Origin of the sequence: Pseudohongiella sp. O18 (genome assembly GCF_021729085.1) — a bacterium.
Taxonomy (GTDB): domain Bacteria; phylum Pseudomonadota; class Gammaproteobacteria; order Pseudomonadales; family Pseudohongiellaceae; genus Pseudohongiella.
In genome coordinates, this window is sequence record NZ_JAJSAR010000001.1 from 1,664,084 (window position 1) to 1,687,028 (window position 22,945).

Consider the following 22,945-nt stretch of genomic DNA (forward strand, 5'->3'; position numbering starts at 1 on the left):
TGAAAAAGCTCAATCAGCGCCGCAATACAAGGAGCAGATCAGCGTCTGGGTCGCAGCAGATTCCGCATGTCACGGGTATAGGGGACGGCGTAATCGTAGGAGGCGACGATGACATTGTCAGTGGTACGAATCAGCTTGGCGGTGACGAATACGTTTTCATCGGCCGGTGCATAAGTGCCAACCAGCACAATTGGTGCGTTGTGCTGATCGCTGATGTCGTTGACTGTCCGTGATAACAGAAACTCACCTTCATTGCTGTCGATGTAGATATTGTCACGCATCAGGATTTCAACGAAGGAAAAGCCCTCAATAACAAACTGGGAAACCAGTTGCTGCGAGGCCATCCTGCCGAACGTCGATGAGGTGCTCAACTCATTCACATCGGCAAAGCTGGCGGCAATCATGCGACCATTGGCAGGAAGCTGATCACCCGCCATCATGATCAGATAGCGCGCTGCATCATGGTGAGACGAAATAACACGGTTGTTTGAAGTCTTGATGCCACCGCAGGCAGTGAGTGCCAGCAGCGCGCCAACCAGAATCAGGCTTGAAAAGCGACGAGTCATTGCTTATTCACCTCCCTGATTGCTGACGACCTGGAACTGACGACCCTGACCCTGGTAGTTGTGCTGGTCCTGCGCGCTGAAGTAGTAGATGCGTGAATCAGCGGCCACAATCCGACTGCCGTCATGCAGGCGTGAGTTGACGATGACCTCGGTGATGGCGTCGTCAGTGTCGCGCCACAGGGCATTGAGGATGTCCAGCCCCAGACCAACGGGAATCAGTGCAAGCTCCTGTTCAGTCCAATTGCGGATGTTGGCTGCGAACACTCCAATAGCGAACGTGGCGGATGCTGTGCCGGGTCGGGGTCGCAGTGAGCGTCGATCTTCATGCGTCACGACCTGAATATCATAGTCCACATGGTGTGAAGCTGCTTCGCTGGTCAGTGCAACCTGGACATCATTGGAGACCAGCTGGGAAATCAGCAGATTGCGATAGGCTTGCTCGAAAGGACTGCTGGCCGGGCCGGTGTCACGAATGGCGACCAGATGGTTGCTGTCCAGCGCCTGACCAATCATTGTGGCCTCATTGGCCGCCAGCATGTCCCAGTGTGCCGCTGAACGCATGTAGTTCTGGTCAGTGGCAGGGAAAAGTGTTGCACGTGGCTGCGGCGTGTAGCCACTTTGGCAGGCAGTCAGCGCTACCAGCAGTGTAGCCAGTGCTATCAGTCGAGATGATCCCATGACAGTATCCTTGATGTTAGAAATGGCGTCTATGCAGTCAACTACTGCAGATTATAGCGATATCGCCGTCATCCGCGAGCATTCTGTGACTATTTGTACCCTGTATGTACCCTTGTCCATTATCGGCCAAAGCGAGAAATCCCTGAGGGTCGGCATATATGGATATGCTGCGGCGCCTACATTCTGCGATTCTGCTATGATGCTTGCTTGAATGTCAGGCCTGTAAGTTGAACCATTGAGGGTCCAGTTTTGACGTTAGACATTGCTCTCGTCCTGGGAATACTGCTGGTTGCGGTGCTGTTGTTCGCGACGGAAAAGCTGCGCATGGATGTCGTGGCTCTGGCAGTTTTATGCGCGCTAGCAGTACTTGGGCTGGTGTCACCCGAACAGGCAATAGCCGGTTTCAGCCATCCAGCCGTAGTAACCATCTGGGCGATGTTCATCCTGAGTGATGGTCTGACGCGCACCGGTATCGCCGAAGCTCTTGGTCAACGTGTTATTCGCGTTGCGGGAGACAGCGAAATGAAGCTGGTCGCCACCTTCATGTTGCTGGCCGGATTGCTGTCCGGCTTCATGAATAACATAGGTGTGACCGCGCTATTGCTCCCGGTTGTGGTAAGTGTTGCCAGACAGGTTGGAGCTACCCCCTCACGTCTGTTGATGCCGATGGCTTTCGGCTGTCTGCTGGGCGGTGCATTGACACTGATAGGCACGCCCCCGAATCTTCTGGTAAGTACCGCGCTGGAAGATGCCGGTTTTGAAGGTTTCCACTTTTTCGATTTCACCCCCATTGCCGTCCCCATGCTGCTGATCGCAACTGCCTTCGTCGCCCTCGTTGGGCGTCACTGGTTGCCATCAAGAGACCCGGTTGCAGAGACTGGAAGCAGCCGAGACCTGCGCGAGCTGTACAGCCTTCAGGAACGGATTTTTGCTGTTCAGGTTGCCGAGGACTCATTACTGGTGGGCAAACGTCTAGGTGAAACCGGGATGACAGCAGCGGCTGGTTTGATGGTGATTGCACTCAGCCGTGGTGGTCAGACCCAGGCCTTACCGTCGTCAGTCACGCGGCTACAGGCCGGCGATATCCTGCTTGCGCAGGGCCGTCTGGACCGCTTCAAGCTGCTGCGCCAATGGAGTGAGTTGTCTATCGAACGAGAAGCCCCGGTGCTGCATGACCGGCTTCTCGAAGATGCTGCGCTGTATGAGACGACAATTTCTGAGGAACATGGGCTGGTGGGCAGGTCGATCAGGCCCGCTGAGTTTCACGAGCAGACTGGCGGCTGGTTACTTGCTGTGCTGCGTGGCGAAACAGTCCGGCGCACGCATCTGGGTGATTATCAGTTAAAAGCCGGCGACAAAGTGCTGTTTCAGGCACCGGAAAAAGCCCGCAAGTCGATTGAGTCGCGTTATGAGTTTGCTGAGTTGAAGTCTGTCGACAAGGAACAGGTGCAGCATCACTACCAGTTGGATGAGCGCCTTTTGGTGTTGCGCGTACCTCGTGACGGTGCCCTGACGGGTAAGAGCATTGAGGAGATGCGTCTGGGCAAGGCCTTCGACCTGCGCTTGATGGCATTGTTTCGCGCCGGTGACTTCATCCGTCCTATCCCCGCTGAAGCTGAACTGATGGGCGGTGATTTGCTGCTGGTGCAGGGTCGTATTGAAGATTTTGATTTGCTGCGAGGCTTGCAGCAGCTAAAGGTTCTGGATGACGCCACACCCTATCTGAAAGTTTTTGAGCAGGGCAAGCTCGCCATGGTGGAGGCCATCATTCACCCTCACAAGTGGCTCAACAACAAAAAAGTTGCCGACCTGAAGCTGCGAGAGGCCTGGCAGGTCGAAGTCGCAGCGCTATGGCGGGGCGGGCGACCGTATCGTTCCGGCCTCAAGGATATGGAACTGCAACGCGGTGATGCCCTGTTGCTGGTCGCACCACTAAAGCAACTGGCGGCCTTGAATAAAAACAAGGACCTGATCATCCTGGACCCGGTATCCGCGCCAGAGGTCGACAAGTCCCGCGCACCCATAGCGCTAGGCAGTATGCTCGCTGTAGTCGCGATCGCATTGAGCGGGTGGCTGCCGATCTATATTGCTGCTTTGTTGGGTGCTACTGCAATGGTTCTGGGGCGCTGCCTGAGCATGGAACAGGCCTACAAGGCTATCCACTGGCGTTCCATTGTTGTGCTGGTGGGCATGATGCCGTTGGGAGCCGCCATGCAGGGCAGCGGTGCCGCCAACTTCCTGTCCGATCAGCTATTGATGTGGACGGGCAGTCATAATCCTTGGTGGACTATAGCGGGACTGTATTTCCTTTCGGTGATTGGGACATTGATCATCCCGGTGGTGGTCCTGGTCGTGCTGATGGCACCGATAGCGCTGTCCGTCAGTGTTGGACTGGATATCCAGCCGCATGCTGCGATGATGGCCGTCGCACTGGCAGCATCGGCAAGCGTGGCCAGCCCGGTGTCCCATCCAACCAATGTGCTGGTGATGGGCCCGGGCGGCTATCGATTCGTTGATTTCCTGAAGCTCGGCCTGCCACTGACTCTGCTTGTATTCCTGGTAGGCGCGGTGCTTATGCCGATCGTCTGGCCGTTGTAGGCTTCACTTCATCTGTGAGAAATCCGTCGCGGTCATGTATTCACGCTGTACGCTGTCGAGGATGGCACCATCGCGATTGGAGGCCTCATTGACTGCTGCCCACTCCGGGTCTGAGGCGAAGGCACGCCAGGAGGCAGATGCAGCTTCCATACTGTCGTGTTTGAGCAGATAAATAAGCGTGTTGCCCGACTTGGCTTCGTCAACGGGAATCCAGTAGCCGATATTGGTCATGCCGTGCTTTTCAAACAGGCCCATGGTGTGGTCGCGAAACCGGGCCAGCAGTTTGTCCAGATTGCCAGGCGTCGACGTGTAGGTTCGCAATTCGAACACCGGCCCTTCCTGGGCGGCAGCGCCGACAGCTGACAGCAGGCTGCCAACGAGCAGAGTTGCGGCGACAAGCGTTTTTATTGATATTTTCACAATCACTTCCTCGCAGTTGAATGGTCCGCGAGAGCGTATCAGATCGAATGCGCTTTCTCTATGGCAATCCGATACCCTGCATGAGTATTGAGGCCATGTGTTGCCGCGACCCTAAGCTTCGTGTCACATTAGCTGTAACTAAAATTCCGGAGCCGCCTGCGACATGACACAGGATCAAATCGCCATCCTTGCCATACTGGTCCTGAGCATGGCCATGTTCATCTGGGGCCGCTGGCGCCATGACATGGTTGCCGGTGCTGCTTTGCTGGCCTGTATTTTGGTGGGCCTGGTTTCTGCAGAGGATGCCTTTGTTGGATTTGGCCATCCGGCAGTAATAACCGTTGCCTGTGTGCTGGTTCTCAGCCATGGGCTACAGGTGACGGGTGTGGTGGACGCCCTGACGCAACGAGTTCTGCCGTCAAGTGCAGGTCCAACAATCAGCATTTTTGCATTGACGGCACTGGCTGCGGCACTGTCAGGATTTATGAACAATGTGGGCGCGCTGGCGCTGTTGATGCCTGTGGCGATTCAGGTCGCATCCCGGCAGCAGATCCCCACCGGTCGTGTTTTGATGCCACTTGCATTTGGCTCCATTCTCGGCGGCACCATGACGCTGATAGGTACGCCGCCTAACCTGATCGTGTCCGGTTATCGAGCGGAGGCAGGCCTCGGGTCCTACAGCATGTTCGATTTTTCACCGGTTGGTGTTTCAATCACGCTCGTGGGCATTTTATTTGTGGGCCTGCTGGGGTGGCGTATTGTGCCTGCCCGCAAACGCGCTGACACTGCAAGTTTCGAGACTGGCACGTATCTGACAGAAGTGCGGATTGTTGCCGACAGCAAAGCGATAGGCAAAACCATCCGGGAGGTGGAAGTCGCCCTCGAAAAAGAAGACGCACAGATTGTCGGTATGGTGCGCGGAGATTTCCGGGTCATTGCGCCTTATTCGCGTCGGATTCTTCGTGAACACGATATCCTGGTGATTGAGGCTGAGCCTGAGTCACTTGGTGCGGCACTGGCCAGCCTCGGCCTTAAACTTGAAGAAGAAGTGATCAGCAGCAAGGACAGCGAGGAGGAAGGCGCCGCCGAATCCGAAAAACCTGCCGGCAAAGGCGAGAACGTCAAAAAGGCTGACACTGGCAAGCCTGAAAAGCGCGATGCCAGGCGCAGTACGTCAGAATCTGATGAAAAGACTGAAGTAAAAGCCCCCAAGAAGTCTGATGAGCTGATCATTCAGGAGCTGGTAGTCATGCCTGGCTCACCGATTTCTGGTCGTTCAGCCTCGGATATCGAACTTCGCACGCGTTACGGAATCAATTTGCTGGCCGTATCGCGCCAGGGGCGTCGATCGATAAAACGGCTGCGATCCACCAGTATTCGTGCCGGCGACGTGCTGTTGATGCAGGGTGTGCCAGAGTCTGTATCTGGCTTCGCCGCCGACTTTAGCTGTGTGCCGCTGGCTGAAAGGGATATTCGCGTGCCAGTCAAAGGGCAGGGGTTGCTGGCTGGTGGTATTTTTGTTGCCGCCATTATTGTGACGGCCCTGGGCATATTACCGGTGGCGATCGCATTCGCTGCTGCCGTGCTCGCATATATGGCATTGCGTATCGTGCCACCCCGGGCGGTCTACAGTTCAATCGACTGGCCAGTGATAGTGCTGCTGGGCGCCTTGTTGCCAGTGGCAACAGCGATGGCCTCAACGGGAACTGCCGACTTGCTGGCGCAGGTGTTGCTGGATTCTCTTGCGCAGGGACATCCAGTTATTGCTCTGGCACTGGTGCTGATAGTGACAATGACACTGTCTGACTTTATGAACAATGCAGCGACGGCTGCCGTGATGTGTCCGTTGGCCATCAGTATTGCTGATCAGTTAGGCGTTAATCCGGACTCGTTTTTGATGGCAGTTGCTGTCGGTGCATCCTGCGCATTTTTGACGCCAATCGGACATCAGAACAACACGTTGATTTTGGGCCCGGGTGGTTTCAAGTTTGGTGACTACTGGCGCCTTGGTCTGCCAGTGGAGATTGTCGTCGTGGCTGTCAGTCTGCCAGTGTTATTGTGGGCGTGGCCGCTGTAAACCGGATTGTGGCCTAGAATCCACTCTCCCGGATAAGAATCGATGCGACGTTGCGCCATATCTGGGCGGCAAGACTTTGTCGATCAGCTTCTATATGTAAACTTCCTCGCAGCACCTGCTCTGGTGACAGGTTCTCAATGTTCACCGGGGCAGAGACCCGGTAAACAGGCTGCTCCGGGATATAGTTATCTTCACTGTCGACACGAACGGCAATCGGCCCACCATGCACTGAGGCGAGGGAGGGCTCGGTCAGTGCGCGGGTGCTGGCGGTATCGACAGTTGCAATGACAACATCAAACGGTGGCCGGACTGCATTGTCTGTGTAAAAGCGCGCCGATGTATTTGGATTGATCCGATCCAGGTCTCGCTCATTGACCCAGGCTTCAATGACAACGGACTCTGGTGAAACAACCAGTGCCAGCCATTCATCTTCAGGCAACCATGCGCCCTCGGTAATCGATTGCTGAATCTCTCGCACAACGCCGTCTATAGGACTTTTTATTATGAGGCTGTGTTGTTCCTGATATCTGCCTTGCTGGCTTGTATTTTCCGCTTGCAATTCCTGCCATGCAACAGGCGCCCGCTCCAGTAACTCGTTGTTGAAGCCTTGATTGTCAGTAAGCCAACGAAGCATTTCCAGCCTGATATTTCCGACGCGAATTTCGTGATCAAGGGCCGGAGAGCTCAATTCAAACAGAACATCGCCTGCCTTCACTGAGTCGCCTGGTGAGACTTTGATACTGACCACCTGCGATGCAACAGGTGCGTAAAGGTTCGTATGCTGTTCAGCTCGCAGCAGGGCCGGTGCCTTTACGTCCCTTTGCCACGGAAACAGCAGCAGGGCGAGTATGGCTGTCACAAGTAAACCGGTGCGGATCGTCTGTCTGTTGATGGTCATAAGCGCCTTGTTTTCATTCCAGGCTTTGAATTCATTAAGAATTGGCCGGCCGATGAACCAGGCCAGTTCAACGATCATTAACGCAATACCCAGAATCTTGAAGAAAAAGAAATAAACCAGCAGGGCAATGCCCAAGAACAGGAAGAAGCGATAAATCCACGTACCGTAGGAGTAAACCAGCAACAGTCGGTAAGTCTTGGTGGGGAAGTTCTCGGGAATGGGCGCATTTAATCCGAACAGTGCTTCGCGTAAACGCCAGCGGGCGATCGCAAATGCTCTGTCCTGCAAGTTGGGAATCCCAAGCAGGTCGGAGAGCAGATAGTAGCCGTCAAAGCGCATAAACGGGTTCAGATTGATAAAAAGTGTTACCAGCCATGTGGCGGTAGCGAGCAGAAAGACAGAGCTGCGCAGTGCCCCGTCGGGGAGAAAACTCCAGAGCAGCGTTGCATAAATTGCGAGTACCAGTTCAACAACAATACCAGCACCACCGATAGCCATGCGTTGGTATCTAGACGTTAGTCTCCATGCATCACTGGCGTCAGTGTACAAAACTGGCCACATAACAAGAAACGCGACTCCAATGCTGGGAACACGGCACCCAAAACGTTTGCATGCATAAGCGTGGCCAAGCTCATGAAGTATCTTCGCGGCAGTTAAGACCAGAAACATGGTTATCAAGCCCTGCAGGCTGAAGAAGTATGGGAATTGTGAGAGAAAACCATCCCAGTTACGCTGTGCCAACCAGATGCCGGCGAGGAGTGCTCCGATTGTGACAAAAACAAAGGTCTTACTGGTCAACCATCTGAGATAGGGCAGTGTCTTTTCAAGAAATCGATCAGGTCTTACAAGAGGGATACGAATAAAAAGGTAGTTCTTGACCAGCCAGACTACGTCTTTTCGTTTCAGCTTGTCGGCCTGCTCGCGTAGCCGGCTGATCGCCATTGCGCCTCGGCTTTGAATCAGGTTGTGCGTGGCAAGAAACTTCAGTAAACGATCTATATCGTTAGTGGTGATACTCAGGGTTGTTTGCTCTGCGATATCACGTTTAATTTCATCGACACTATTTAGCGTCCAGCGAGAGAGAATTTCATATTCTTTCCAGCCAATCCTGAAGAATCGGTGTGCGACAGGATCCTGCAATACCCAGGTTGGGATGCCGTCGATACCGGGTGCGCCAGGAAATAAGGCAAGCTCTTCTCTTAGTGGCGGCAGTGCAAACGTCTTACGCTGGCTGCTGGGTGACTGGGAGACCGCTATTCCACTCATGTCAGAATCCGGTCCACTGTCGGATGGCGGTTAATGGCCGACGCAACACATATAAGATCAGCAGTGTTCTGTCACCATAGACTTTGGCTGTTCCTTTAAGGCCAATACGTCGGCTTTCGTCGGAGTTCAGTGACGCGGTAAGCCTGTAGGCGAGAATGCCTTCAGGCGTCAGGTCGGCCTGATAACTGGCGAATGTCAATGTAGCCTCTATGGGCCGGTGGGGGTCGGTGTTCAAGAATAGTCTGATTCGCGCCCCCGGATCCAGGGCAATGGCGTCGGCGACGGGTAGACGAATTTCAAGCTCAATTTGCGCTGGGTCAGCGAGCAGCATGATGCGCTCACCAATGTTGACCGGTCGGCCTTCCCACTCAGAGCGATCATTGAATACTGCGACACCAGCCTGAGGTGCTTTTATCTCACTTCGTTGCAGCATGGATTCGAGATACCGGATTTCAGCTACGTTCTGTTCTGCGCGTCCCTTGAGTATGGCAAGGTTAGCGTTGGCGCGGGAATCTGATAGTCCCATTTGTGCCGCTTGGCGATACTCAGCATCCGCGACCTCCAATGCCTTGCGCGCCACCTCCAGTTGACTCTCAAGACGGCGTGCGTCGAGAGTTGCCAGAGTCTCCCCGGGTCGTACCTGCTGATTGGGTAATACGCTGATCTGGTCAATCACGCCGTCGATACCGGCACGGATTATGACGGGATCCTTGGCAATGATTTCGGCGGGAGCCAATGTCGTCTGGCTGACAGGTATCAATGAAACAACAACAAGACATGCGGCTGCGATCAAGGACCTGCGTTTAACGGTGATTCGCTTGCGAATTGATTGTGATGCATGTTGCTTGCCAAGTGATTGCCAGATGTGGCTGACAGAGTCTGACAGGTATGAGAAAAGCATTAAATCAGCATCGCCCCAACGTTCGTCGCGCGCCACGATCAAGGCCGCCTTGAGCTGTCCGTCAGATGAGGAGAATGGTATCCAGACTGCGGCGGACGGCAGCCATTGCTGCCAGTTAGCAGCCACGTCGTCGGACAGGGCCGATGACGATATACGTTGGGGAGACAGGGACTCTTCGCCCTGTTGATGAAGTTCCTGAGCCAGGCTGCGGACCCAAGATGCGAATGGTGCAGAGGCATCTGGCACGGCCAAGCCTGAGACAGCGCTAACTCGGCCTTTCGGGCCTCCTGATGGCTGCCATAAAACGGCTTGCCTGAATGGGCCCAGACTGTGAGTTTCATTAACCAGCATAAACGCCAAATGTGCGTCGTCTTTACATTGACGCAAGCGTTTCTCCAGCTCAATGAATACAGCCAGTTTTTGCAGTCGGCTATCGTGTTCGTTCATAACGGTGACAATCTTGCTGTGCCGCTCATTCCGGCACGCAACTCCGGGAAAGAGCCGTCAATTCTGGCAAAGACCTTGATGGACATGCTGACAGCATCTATTGCCGCACCGAAGCGTTCAATACGAGCAGGATAGCTTTTTTGAGTCTCATCCACATACAGCTCAAACTCGTGGCCTTGCGACAATTGACTAATCCATCGAGACGGTACAACCATTTCGACATCAAGCACTGAGTCGTCAAGGATTGTCATCAGTTCCTGACCTTCTGCGACAAACTGGTACTGTTTTACCGGCAAGCTTTCTACTTTGCCCGCAAAAGGAGCGTGTATAACGCATCTGTCAACAATAGCCTGCATGAGGGCTGCTTCGGCCTGGGCCGCGTCGAGACGAGAGTCTGCCACACCCACTTCTAATACACTGATTGATCCGAGTCGGTCGAGTTGTTGGTTAACCTGTGAGACCTGACTGGCTTCCCGGGCTTGCGCTTCGGCCTTATCGAGTCGTGCCTGGTGAATTGAACAATCCAGCGAGATCAAGGTCTGCCCTGCGGTGAAACTCTGTCCCTCTTTGACAGTTATCTGTTCAACTCGCCCGGGTATTTCAGTTGACAGGATTGTGCGTTGACGGGGTGTTAGCTGCATCCTGATTTCATTGCGCGTGTTGGCAACCGGTGGATAGTTCGGCAACTCGGCACCGACCTGTTGCGCGAAGGTCATACTGCTGCACGGGATCAACAACACCAAGGCGAAGGCAGCTGTCGGCAAACTCCTGTTCAGCTTCACAACAATGCCTCAATATCGCCATCATTCCACTGTGCCAGTACTTCGCGGATGTCCGCCGCCAGGTCAGTTATTTCGTGACTTTCAACAGTTTCAGGCAATAAATCCAGACCCATTGACACGTACAGGTTAGCGACCGCACTGTGAACTTCTGCATACGCCCTGAAGCTGTTTACCTCAGCATAGATCGCCGCCATGCGAGCACGTATTCTCTGCAGTGGGCTTTGCGCGGAGTTATCCGCGGCCTGACTGACGGCCAGGAAGATACGGCTCTCGATGTCATCCAGGACCCGAGCCCGATCGAACGACTTACTTGCGCGCAAGTATTGCTGATAGCTTACATGGACCTGTGTTAATGCAGCCATACTGAGCGACAGTCTGCGCATTTCCGCCACGTCTTCAGCCGCCTCTGCTGCCCGCATCGCGCTGGGGCCACTGGCCAGATTTAGCAGGTTCCAGCTCAGCCGGGCGGCTGCGTCGGCCCAGTTCTGATTAACCAGGTAAGAATTGCTGTCGTAGTTCGCTGAAGTACTGAGCGTGAGGCTCGGGAACAGTCGCAGCAGCGCTTTACGTGTTTCAGCCGCGGAAATCCGTTGCTGGTAACGCTCCTCAATCAACTCAGGTCGACGCAGCAACGCCAGCTCTTCCATGTCTTCAATTGCCATGTCGAGTTGTGGTGCCTGCATTTCATCTGTAGCTGGGAGTGCCAGTGAGAACGGCTCTCCCGGCCTCAATCCCATTAATGAAGCAAGCTCGGCTTTAGCTATCGCCAGGTCCATCTCCATGCCTTCAAGCTCGCGAATAACCTCGACCAGGCCTTTCTGGTACTGCAAAGACTCCAGTGGCGGTGTCAGTCGCTGCGATTCCACTTCGCGCGCATCAACCAGTGCCTGACGAGCCTCGACCAGTAATGGTTCGACTTGCCGATACAAAGGTTCTGCAGTCGCGGCCCGCCAGTAGGCTGCCCTGACTTGCTGTACGACTTGATTGACAACACGGCGTCGACGTTCCTGCGCTATCAGATACTGATCGGCATTCTGGTGTGCCTGGTAGTAGCTGACACCAAAGTCCAGGACATTCCAGCTCATGTTCAGGTTCGCTGTTCCAAGATTACGATCCTGACTTAATGAAGGGTCGGTTGTCACATTCCCGGTGCCGGTGTCTCGGCTCAGATTCAGGTTTTCATTTGAACGGGTGACATAGCCAGAATTGAGTGCCAGAGTTGGCAGCATATCAAATCTAGACAAATGCAATTGATTGTTGCGTAGCACTTCTTCCATCAGCATCAGCCGGTGGTCGAGGTTGTACTTCAGGGCGCGGGCCAGCGCTTCTTCCAGCGTTAACGCACCAGTGATCGGTTCTTGCTGTACAAAAACGTTAGGCAAGTCCTCCTTGATCATCTCTCTCTGCGTTGCCAGATCGAGCGGTCTGGGAGAGATAGTACAGGCGCTGATTAATACCAGTGAAACTGGTAAACCTGCAAACCGGAGTGCCTTTTTTAATGTTGTCGATGTTTTTGAACTTGTCATGGTGTGAGTTTTCAATCAAGTACCCTGTCAATCTTCATGAAATCCAATTTTAAACGTCAGTGCTTTCAGCGACAGCCTCAACTACTTCCGTGTTTGTATCATCTTGTTTCATTTCTGAAATCAGTGTGTCCAGGAAACGCAGCGCCGAGGACTTCACGCTGTTGCTCTGATACTCTGCGAGCTGGACTCTCAGACTGGCCCGCCCATTCATTGCCTGCTGGTCTGTCTGTTCTTCTTCGGCGGCCTCACTATCATCGTTTTCATTGCCTTCTACGTTCAGTTCCTCTGTGTCGCTGTCGCTGGGTGCCAGCTCTGTGTTAACAGCTTCGCCGTCGCTGACGATCAGGGTGAAACGTGCTGATGCTTCCGAGCCATTCGTGTCACGTGCGACTATCTCGATTTCGAATGTCGCATTCGTGCCTTCTGGCGCCTCACCCGTGAATACACCTCTTTCAGGGTCGAATTGCAGCCAGCCTGGCAATGGGGAACCATCCGACAGTTGTGCTTCCAGCTCGACGCTGGCACCAGGATCTGAATGCAGGAAGGTTCCTTCCGGAATGTTAAAGCTGACGGTTGTGCCCGCATCCATCAGTCGATTCTGCGGCTCGACACCGAGCACCAACGCATTGGTGCCAGCTGCGCCACTGTCTGCTCCCGGAATAAGTCGCACAGCTGGTGGGCGATTGCCCTGGAGGTTCACACCGCCAGTGGCCGCAGAGTTAAATGAGTTCGCGCCAGTATCCGCTCCGCCAGTCTGACCAAATCCCGTCGTGGCTGCTGACGGCAGTGCGAGTTGCGGCGTCACTGGGCCTCCAACATCGCCGATAGGGGTTGGCGTTGCCGGCGGCGTCGGCGCAACCACAGGTCGTGCCGGTGGCGCAGGGGGCGCAACTACGGGTGCGGGTGCCGGGGGCACAGGCCTTGGCTGAGGTTCCGGCTGCGGCTGCGGCTGCGGCTGCGGCTGCGGCTGCGGCTGAGGTTGAGGCTCAGGCTGCGGCTCCGGCTGTGGCTCAGGTTCGGGTTCTGGCTGTGGCTCTGGTTCTGGCTGTGGCTCTGGTTCAGGTTCTGGCTCGGGCTCAGGCTCAGGCTGCGGCTGCGGTTCCGGATCTGGTTTCGGCTCAGGCTGAGGTTGCGGCTGCTCTGTAGCTTCAGCCTCAATTATCAGCTCGTTTGATGATGAATCTTTCATCGTGCTGCCGTCACTCATCTTTGCACTGGCAACAACTTCATAGCTTCCCGGTGACAGACTGTGTTCTGTCGGAATCACCAGTCGCCATGATAAAGCGGCCGAATCGTATGATAAGTGGCCATCGCCGCCGTGGTATTCCTTACCGTTTACGGTGACTGTGACGGTTTGTGAATCCAATAGTTTTACGCGACCAGTAAGCGTTGGAGTCGTTGAGGTCGTTGAGACTCTGTCCACCGTTGGTGCTGACGAGAAGTTAACGTTCAGCGTCTGCGCGTCAGTGTTCTTGCCGTCACTGACTTCAACCGTCAATTGATAGGCGGATTTTGTTAAAGGATCAACGTTACCGGTGACAGTTAGCAGTCCTGATGTGGAATTGATCGAGAACTGATCCGCATCTGCTCCGCCGCTGATGCGATAGGTCAATGTGTCCTTGTCTGCATCAGTTGCTGTAACGGTCGTGACAGTTTTTGCATCTTCAAACAGTTCGATCGTCGCAGCATCGCCTCCGCCATTGCTGGTGATGGTTGGCGTGTTGTCGTTAGCATTTTTGAGATTAACGGTCAGGGTCTGCAGGTCTGCGTGATTGTCTTTATCACGCACCATAACCTGAACTTCATATGACTTCTTGTCGGACTCGAAATCCCGGCCCTTGTCGCCGGTAAACGACAAGGCGCCGGTGCTGGAGTCGATAGTGAATTCACTACGATCTGCGCCGCCGGTTATTGTGTAAGTCAAGGTGTCATTAGGCGTCGGATCATTAGCCTTGATGGTTGTCACCAGGCTAGTGTTTTCCTCCACCTCGACAGTGGCTGTAGGTGCATCAGCAGGCTGAACTATGGTTGGGCCAGCCGGATTATCGTTATCGAAAATTCGGATGGTGCCTTGGGCATCAGACAGCACAGCGTTGACTGGATTGCGCAATGTGACGACCAACAGCTCTGGATTGGGGTCAGCTTCCACCAAGGTGTCATCTATTATCGACACCGTCACTTTGGCGGTTGTTTCACCTGGGGCAAAAGTTAATGTGCCACTTGCAGACGTGTAGTCCTGCCCGGCTGTTGCGCCCAGATCCTGGGTGAGATAATCGATTGTCACAGTTTTATCAGAGGCCTTACTCAAAGTTACAGTGAGTTCTGCTGTTCCTTGTCCTTCGCTTGCGTAGACAAAGTTGATTGTCGCTTCAGGGTCGGTAGATGCAACTGAATCGTTATCTGTTATCGCGAATTTCAATTTTTCGTCGTAAACGCGATCACCGAACACTTTTGCGTCGAAGTATTCCGTTCCTTCAATTTTGGCGTCATCCAGGACCTGTATACGGATATCAACGCTGTTTTGACCTGCTTTCATGACGAAGCCGAAAGTTGGTCTGGGAACGCCGAGCGAGTTATAGATGATCCCGGACTGCTTCATTGTCTGCCAGGTTGTACCACCATCGTTTGAGTACTCCATGGGTACCAGATAGTCGTCGCCGTACTCCGCCACCTTGTATCCAACCTCGTCGCTTAACAGCTCGCTGGTGAAGTCAATACTCAGTTCTGTGTCAGTGTCGTAGGTCAGTTCACTCTTGATTGTAAATCTGTGCGTACCAACGTCTTCTGCAACGTCGGATATGGTTGCTGACAGGTGCGATTTATATTGATCCTGGGCGCTTGATGTCACATCTTTGACGGCTGTCCAGTCCGCAACTCGATAGTCGATTTTCAAGCCTTCCAGGTCATACTGGTCTTTGCCACTCGCAAGCACGATCGCATAGTTGCCGTTGCCGCGATTTTCAAGTGTACCAAGAGACTTGAATTCGGCGGCCAGAGCCACGTTACTTACAACGAGGTTTTCTGCTCTGACCTGTTTGGCGGTTGCATTCGCCAACAGGTCGCTGGCCTTGAATGTAATCTCACCGTTTAACTGATTGTAGTTATATTTGATCGGCGCTGGCGGAACGTCCAGTTCGTCCTGGTTACGCGCGTTCATAGTGCCGGGTTTGCGATCACCCGCCAGTGACTGAATAGTGTCTGCGACGTTTTTGAGAGCGATTGTCTCGAACACGTTGTTGCCAGAGCTGTCAGTTTCGGTTGCGGCCGTAAAGATAATGTCAGCATGCGCCAGGGCATCAGAAATCATCTTTTTGTCAGACTGCCGCAGGTCTAATGCTGTATTGGTTGTTGGGTCCACATATCCGGTGAATTTGGTGTGAATTGCATCGGTGATGTTGATCTTGGTGCCGTAACTTGCAGCGTTGTCAACGAGCGAATTAGTATTCAGCTTGCCGTCGTTGGGGGTGCTGTCCTTCAGGTCATCATCCAGTGCCTGCAGGAAAATAGCCATGTTTTCCACGTAAGCGTTGTTAACGTCAGCCAGTGACACCCCTGCGATATCCTGCAGGAACAGATGGTCGCCAACCACTGCACTTGCATTGAACTGCGCGATCGTCACATCACCGATTTTGAAGGTAATGGTGTCTCCAGTCCGGTAGTTGAAAGAGCCTGCACTGCCAGCGTCACCGGTTTTTCCGCTAAGGCCGGAGCTGGTGGTGTAATTGACCCCGTTTATTTGATTGTTAGTTAAGGAAGCAACCAGCGTGTCAACGCTGATGGCTCTGTCTGTGAATGCGCTGGCATCATTGCCTGCCACATCCTCAGCCGGCGACGTACCCGGCGTATAGCTGACTTTTAGATTGGTGTTGGCAGAAGTCAGCGCTGAACTGAGGCTTAGTGTGATGGTCTTCGCTGATGCATCAACTGCCACTGAACTAACCGTCAGGGGAGTATTATTGGTTCCAGACGTGACCCGGAAGTCGCTGGTTGACGGCGTAGTAGAGGCCAGGTCTCCCTGCGCTTCAGTATATGTCAGGACGATCTTTCCACCCTTGACGATCGCACTTGCAAGCGCTGGGGCGGTCTGGTCTATGACCACTGCAGCCATATTGGCATCGCTGGATGTGTTTCCGGCGCTATCAGTTTGTCTGACGCGGACCGTATTGGCCGAATAACTTCCCTCACTTAGAGTAAAGCTCGTCCCAGTGCCATTGCTCCAGGAAGTACCCCCATTTGTCGAGTACTGCCATGTCGCGCCATTTTCGACGCCTCCAACATTGACCGTACCCACATTCGAGATCAGGTCGTTATTAATATTGCTGTCTGTGGCCAACGAGAGGGTCGGGGCGGCCGGTGCCTGAGTGTCTACGACAGCATTGTCGCTGCCCTGGCTTGAGCTGTTGCCAGCCTTGTCCGTAATCGTGGCGTTAACAGTAACGGTGTTGCCGTTACCAGGGCTCGCTACGGTAGTCGTGTAGCTGCCGGCGTTGATCATGTCACTGGTCAGCGTGACGGTGCTGGTCAGCGAGCCGCTCAGGTTCAGTACATCACCCGCTACCGCACCAGAGGGTAGGGCAACGGAGATGTTCACATCACCACTGAGCTCTGAGGCACTGATGTAGCCATCGTTGTTGGTGTCTTCGGTAATCGTAACCGTTGGTGCCGCTGTAGCGGTCGTGTCGATCACGACACTCTGCGTTGCCGTGCTGTTAAGCCCCGCACTGTTGGTAGCGACCGCGGTCAAGGTATACGTGCCTTCGGCAAGCGCAGCAGCCGTTGTGCGATCCACACTCCAGTTACCGCCGGTGGCGGTAACGGTTTGTGTGAACACAGTATTGTTGCTGCTGTCTTTAAGGGTGACCTGGACACTGGCCCCGCTGGTAGCGGTACCGCTGAACACCAGTGTGGTGTCATTGGTGACAAAGTCACTGCTGCTGGCACCAGCGCTGTCGCTGGTAATACCTGTGATGGCCACAGCCGGGGCGTTAGTGTTGATGGTCAGTGCAAAGTCATCAGACACAGCGCTCTGGTTGCCTGCCGCATCGGTGCTGCGTGCGGTCACGGTGTAGCTGCCATTGGCCAGCGAAGTGCCGGTGTGGTCAAAGCTCCAGTTGCCTGAACTGTTGGCTGTGGTGGTACCGATGGAATTGCCACCGATAAACACTTCTACTGAACTGTTGGCTTCAGCAGTACCGCCGAAGATCAGTGTCTGATCGGAAGTGATGCCATCGCCTGCGGTGCCTGTGTCATCAGTGATGGTGCTGACTACAGGTTTGGCCGGGGCACTGGTGTCCACAATGGCACTGTCAGAGCCCTGAGCTGAAGTATTGCCGGCCTTGTCAGTGACTGTTGCATTAACGGTCACGGTGTTGCCGTTGCCAGGGCTGGCCACGGTGGTGGTGTAGCTGCCGGCATTGATCATGTCACTTGTCAGCGTGACGGTACTGGTCAGTGAACCGCTGAGGTTCAGCACATCACCCGCAACTGCGCCAGAGGGCAGGGCAACGCTGATGTTTACATCTCCGCTGAGCTCCGACGCACTGATGTAACCGTCGTTGTTGGTGTCTTCAGTGATCGTAACCGTCGGTGCCGCTGTAGCGGTGGTGTCGATGATCGCACTGTCTGAACCCTGTGCGGAGGTGTTGCCTGCTTTGTCGGTAACGGTGGCATTAACGGTCACGGTGTTGCCGTTGCCAGGGCTGGCCACGGTCGTGGTGTAGCTGCCGGCATTGATCATGTCACTGGTCAGTGTGACGGTGCTGGTCAGCGAACCAGAGAGGTTCAGCACATCACCGGCTACTGCCCCGGAGGGCAGGGAGACGGAGATGTTTACATCGCCGCTGAGTTCCGACGCGCTGATATAACCATCGTTGTTGGTGTCTTCAGTGATGGTGACCGTTGGTGCGGCGGTAGCCGTGGTATCGATGACCACACTCTGGGTCGCCGTGCTGTTAAGACCCGCACTGTTGGTGGCCACTGCCGTCAGGGTGTAAGTGCCTTCGGCCAGCGCAGCGGCCGCAGTGCGATCCACACTCCAGTTGCCGCCGGTGGCGGTCACCGTCTGAGTGAAGATGGTGTTGTCACTACTGTCTTTAAGGGTGACCTGGACACTGGCGCCGCTGGTCGCAGTACCATTGAACACCAGGGTGGTGTCATTGGTGACAAAATCACTGGCGCTTGCGCCGGCTGAGTCACTGGTGATGCCAGTGATGGCCACGGCCGGTGCGTTGGTGTTGATGGTCAGCGCAAAGTCATCGGACATAGCGCTCTGGTTACCTGCCGCATCGGTGCTGCGGGCAGTGACGGTGTAGCTGCCATTGGCCAGTGAAGTGCCGGTGTGGTCAAAGCTCCAGTTGCCTGAACTGTTGGCAGTAGTGGTACCGATTGAGTTACCACCAATAAACACCTGAACGGTGCTGTTGGCCTCGGCGGTGCCGCCGAAGATCAGCGTCTGATCGGAAGTGATGCCATCGCCTGCGGTGCCGGTATCATCGGTGATGGTGCTGACCACTGGTTTGGCCGGCGCACTGGTGTCCACAATGGCGCTGTCTGAGCCTTGTGCTGAGGTGTTGCCTGCTTTGTCGGTAACGGTGGCATTGACGGTCACGGTATTGCCATTGCCTGGGCTGGCCACGGTGGTGGTGTAGCTGCCGGCATTGATCATGTCACTGGTCAGCGTGACGGTGCTGGTCAGTGAACCGCTGAGGTTCAGCACATCACCCGCAACTGCGCCAGAGGGCAGGGCAACGCTGATGTTTACATCACCGCTGAGCTCTGACGCACTGATGTAACCGTCGTTGTTGGTGTCTTCAGTGATGGTGACCGTTGGTGCGGCGGTAGCCGTGGTATCGATGACCACAGTCTGGGTCGCCGTGCTGTTAAGACCCGCACTGTTGGTGGCCACTGCCGTCAGGGTGTAAGTGCCTTCGGCCAGCGCAGCAGCCGCAGTACGATCCACACTCCAGTTGCCGCCCGTGGCGGTCACTGTTTGTGTAAATACCGTATTGTTGCTGCTGTCTTTAAGGGTGACCTGGACACTGACGCCACTGGTGGCGGTACCACTGAACACCAGGGTGGTGTCATTGGTGACAAAATCACTGGCGCTTGCGCCGGCTGAGTCACTGGTGATACCGGTGATCGCCACGGCAGGCGCGTTGGTGTTGATGGTCAGCGCAAAGTCATCGGACACAGCGCTCTTGTTGCCTGCGGCATCGGTGCTGCGGGCAGTGACGGTGTAGCTGCCATTGGCCAGTGAAGTGCCGGTGTGGTCAAAGCCCCAGTTGCCTGAACTGTTGGCAGTGGTAGTGCCAATGGAGTTGCCGCCGATGAACACTTCCACAGTGCTGTTGGCTTCGGCAGTTCCACCGAAGATCAGTGTCTGATCGGAGGTGATGCCGTCGCCTGCGGTGCCGGTATCATCGGTGATGGTGCTGACCACTGGTTTGGCCGGCGCACTGGTGTCCACAATGGCGCTGTCTGAGCCTTGTGCTGAGGTATTGCCCGCCTTGTCAGTAACGGTGGCATTGACCGTGACGGTATTGCCATTGCCGGGGCTGGCCACAGTAGTCGTGTAGCTGCCGGCGGTGATCATGTCACTGGTCAGGGTGACGGTGCTGGTCAGTGAGCCGCTCAGGTTCAGGACATCGCCAGCAACTGCTCCAGAGGGCAGAGCAACGGAGATATTTACATCACCGCTGAGCTCCGACGCACTGATGTAGCCATCATTGTTGGTGTCTTCACTGATGGTGACCGTTGGTGCGGCGGTAGCCGTGGTGTCGATCACTACACTCTGGGTTGCCGTGCTGGTATTACCTGCACTGTTGGTGGCCACTGCAGTCAAGGTGTAGGTGCCCTCAGCCAGGGCCGCTTCACTGGTGCGATCTACGCTCCAGTTACCGCCAGTGGCGGTTACTGTCTGGGTGAAAATGGTGTTGTCGCTGGCATCTTTTAATGTGACGACGACACTGACGCCACTGGTCGCAGTACCGCTGAACTGCAGCGTGGTGTCATTGGTAATAAAGTCACTGCTACTGGAACCGGCTGAGTCATTGGTGATGCCAGTGATCGCCACTGCCGGACCATCGGTGACGATGCTCAGTGCAAAGTCATCAGACACGGCACTTTGGTTGCCTGCTACATCAGTGGCGCGGGCGGTGACGGTGTAGCTGCCGGCGGCCAATGTAGTGCCAGTATGGTTGTAGCTCCAGTTACCTGATCCATCCGCAGTGGTGGTGCCGATGGAGTTGCCACCGATGAACACTTCTACAGAACTGTTGGCCTCAGCAGTACCACCGAAGATCAGTGTCTGATCGGAAGTGATGCCATCGCCCGCAGTACCGGTGTCATCGGTGATGGTGCTGACCACTGGTTTGGCCGGTGCACTGGTGTCGACAATGGCGCTGTCTGAACCTTGTGCTGAGGTATTGCCCGCCTTGTCAGTGACTGTTGCATTGACCGTAACGGTGTTGCCATTGCCAGGGCTGGCCACGGTAGTGGTGTAGCTGCCGGCATTGATCATGTCACTTGTCAGCGTGACGGTACTGGTCAGCGAGCCGCTCAGGTTCAGTATATCACCCGCAACCGCGCCAGAGGGCAGTGCAACGCTGATGTTCACATCACCGCTAAGCTCCGACGCACTGATATAACCATCGTTGTTGGTGTCTTCTGTGATTGTAACCGTCGGTGCCGCTGTAGCGGTGGTGTCAATCACCACACTCTGGGTGGCCGTGCTGTTAAGACCCGCACTGTTGGTAGCGACCGCGGTCAAGGTATAAGTGCCTTCGGCCAGCGCAGCGGCCGTTGTACGATCAACACTCCAGTTACCGCCCGTGGCGGTCACTGTCTGAGTGAAGATGGTATTGTCACTACTGTCTTTGAGGGTGACCTGGACACTGGCCCCGCTGGTAGCGGTACCGCTGAACACCAGTGTGGTGTCATTGGTGACAAAGTCACTGCTGCTGGCACCAGCGCTGTCGCTGGTAATACCTGTGATGGCCACAGCCGGGGCGTTAGTGTTGATGGTCAGTGCAAAGTCATCAGACACAGCGCTCTGGTTGCCTGCCGCATCGGTGCTGCGTGCGGTCACGGTGTAGCTGCCATTGGCCAGCGAAGTGCCGGTGTGGTCAAAGCTCCAGTTGCCTGAACTGTTGGCTGTGGTGGTACCGATGGAATTGCCACCGATAAACACTTCTACTGAACTGTTGGCTTCAGCAGTACCGCCGAAGATCAGTGTCTGATCGGAAGTGATGCCATCGCCTGCGGTGCCTGTGTCATCAGTGATGGTGCTGACCACAGGTTTGGTCGGGGCACTTGTGTCGATGATCGCACTGTCGCTGCCCTGGGCGGATGTGTTGCCAGCCTTGTCAGTAATAGTGGCGTTAACAGTAACGGTGTTGCCATTGCCAGGGCTGGCCACGGTGGTGGTGTAAGCGCCGGCATTGATCATGTCACTGGTCAGCGTGACGGTGCTGCTCAGTGAACCGCTGAGGTTCAGCACATCACCCGCTACCGCACCAGAGGGCAGGGCAACGCTGATGTTTACATCTCCGCTGAGCTCCGACGCACTGATGTAACCGTCGTTGTTGGTGTCTTCAGTGATCGTAACCGTCGGTGCCGCTGTAGCGGTGGTGTCGATGATCGCACTGTCTGAACCCTGTGCGGAGGTGTTGCCGGCTTTGTCGGTAACGGTGGCATTAACGGTCACGGTGTTGCCATTGCCAGGGCTGGCCACGGTCGTGGTGTAGCTGCCGGCATTGATCATGTCACTGGTTAAGGTCACGCTGCTGGTCAGTGAGCCGCTCAGGTTCAGTACATCACCGGCAACCGCACCAGAGGGCAGGGCAACGGAGATATTCACATCACCGCTGAGCTCTGACGCACTGATGTAGCCATCGTTGTTGGTGTCTTCGGTAATCGTAACCGTTGGTGCGGACGTGGCGGTGGTGTCGATTACCACATTCTGCGTGGCTGTGCTGGTAAGACCCGCACTGTTGGTGGCCAATGCGGTCAGGGTGTAGGTACCCTCAGCCAGGGCCGCTTCACTGGTGCGGTCGACACTCCAGTTACCGCCGGTGGCGGTTACGGTCTGAGTGAATATGGTGTTATCGCTGGCATCCTTTAAGGTCACAACAACACTGATGCCACTGGTGGCAGTACCGCTGAACTGCAGCGTGGTGTCATTAGTAATAAAGTCACTGCTGCTGGCACCGGCTGAGTCACTGGTGATACCGGTAATCGCCACGGCCGGGGCGTTGGTGTTGATGGTCAGCGCAAAGTCATCCGACACAGCGCTCTGGTTGCCTGCCGCATCGGTGCTGCGTGCGGTCACGGTGTAGCTGCCATTGGCCAGCGAAGTGCCGGTGTGGTCAAAGCTCCAGTTGCCTGAACTGTTGGCTGTGGTGGTACCGATGGAATTGCCACCGATAAACACTTCCACAGAGCTGTTGGCCTCGGCAGTACCGCCGAAGATCAGTGTCTGATCGGAAGTGATGCCATCGCCTGCGGTGCCTGTGTCATCGGTGATGGTGCTGACCACAGGTTTGGTCGGGGCACTGGTGTCGACAATGGCACTGTCGCTACCCTGGGCGGAGGTGTTGCCAGCCTTGTCAGTAATAGTGGCGTTAACAGTAACGGTGTTGCCATTGCCGGGGCTGGCCACGGTGGTGGTGTAAGCGCCGGCATTGATCATGTCGCTGGTGAGCGTCACAGTACTGGTCAGTGAACCGCTCAGGTTCAACACATCACCGGCTACCGCCGTGTTCGGCAGCGCAACAGAGATGTTCACGTC

The 22,945-nt window shown here is 55.1% G+C and carries 10 protein-coding genes; 2 read left to right on the top strand and 8 right to left on the bottom strand.

Annotation, left to right across the window (positions count from 1 at the left end):
• Positions 1–38: 38 nt before the first annotated feature.
• Positions 39–566 carry a FlgO family outer membrane protein gene (locus LVD14_RS07295; protein WP_237133365.1) on the bottom strand — a complete coding sequence of 176 codons (528 nt, stop codon included), beginning with the start codon at positions 564–566 and terminating at the stop codon, positions 39–41.
• A gap of 3 nt (positions 567–569) precedes the next feature.
• Positions 570–1,244 carry a hypothetical protein gene (locus tag LVD14_RS07300; RefSeq protein WP_237133366.1) on the bottom strand — a complete coding sequence of 225 codons (675 nt, stop codon included), beginning with the start codon at positions 1,242–1,244 and terminating at the stop codon, positions 570–572.
• 249 nt (positions 1,245–1,493) lie between these two features.
• Between LVD14_RS07300 and LVD14_RS07305 the strand changes: the two genes are divergently transcribed.
• On the top strand, positions 1,494–3,842 hold the full coding sequence (locus tag LVD14_RS07305) for an SLC13 family permease (protein WP_237133367.1): 2,349 nt from the start codon (positions 1,494–1,496) through the stop codon (positions 3,840–3,842).
• Positions 3,843–3,845: 3 nt separating this feature from the next.
• Here the strand turns inward: LVD14_RS07305 and LVD14_RS07310 are convergent, their stop codons facing one another.
• The gene (locus LVD14_RS07310) at positions 3,846–4,262 is read right to left on the bottom strand and encodes an NIPSNAP family protein (protein ID WP_237133368.1); all 417 of its coding nucleotides are present in this window, start codon (positions 4,260–4,262) and stop codon (positions 3,846–3,848) included.
• A gap of 163 nt (positions 4,263–4,425) precedes the next feature.
• Here LVD14_RS07310 and LVD14_RS07315 point away from each other — a divergent pair, with 163 nt between their 5' ends.
• Entirely contained in the window at positions 4,426–6,339 is a 1,914-nt protein-coding gene (locus LVD14_RS07315; RefSeq protein WP_237133369.1) for an SLC13 family permease, read from the top strand.
• 13 nt (positions 6,340–6,352) lie between these two features.
• On the opposite strand, the gene LVD14_RS07320 is transcribed toward LVD14_RS07315, so the two are convergent.
• The 5 genes from LVD14_RS07320 to LVD14_RS07340 all read right to left on the bottom strand — a co-directional run bounded on the left by LVD14_RS07320 (position 6,353) and on the right by LVD14_RS07340 (position 22,897).
• Positions 6,353–8,503 carry an HlyD family efflux transporter periplasmic adaptor subunit gene (locus tag LVD14_RS07320; RefSeq protein ID WP_237133370.1) on the bottom strand — a complete coding sequence of 717 codons (2,151 nt, stop codon included), beginning with the start codon at positions 8,501–8,503 and terminating at the stop codon, positions 6,353–6,355.
• A 1-nt stretch (position 8,504) separates the two neighbouring features.
• Positions 8,505–9,851 carry an efflux RND transporter periplasmic adaptor subunit gene (locus LVD14_RS07325; RefSeq protein WP_237133371.1) on the bottom strand — a complete coding sequence of 449 codons (1,347 nt, stop codon included), beginning with the start codon at positions 9,849–9,851 and terminating at the stop codon, positions 8,505–8,507.
• Positions 9,848–10,633, bottom strand: coding sequence for an efflux RND transporter periplasmic adaptor subunit (locus LVD14_RS07330; RefSeq protein WP_237133372.1), 786 nt, complete (start codon positions 10,631–10,633; stop codon positions 9,848–9,850). The genes LVD14_RS07325 and LVD14_RS07330 overlap by 4 nt, the downstream gene beginning before the upstream one ends.
• Positions 10,630–12,030, bottom strand: a complete 1,401-nt coding sequence (locus LVD14_RS07335) for a TolC family protein (RefSeq protein ID WP_237133373.1) — start codon at positions 12,028–12,030, stop codon at positions 10,630–10,632. Before LVD14_RS07335 ends, LVD14_RS07330 begins: the two co-directional genes overlap by 4 nt.
• A gap of 178 nt (positions 12,031–12,208) precedes the next feature.
• On the bottom strand, positions 12,209–22,897 hold the full coding sequence (locus tag LVD14_RS07340) for an Ig-like domain-containing protein (RefSeq protein ID WP_237133374.1): 10,689 nt from the start codon (positions 22,895–22,897) through the stop codon (positions 12,209–12,211).
• Positions 22,898–22,945 lie beyond the last annotated feature (48 nt).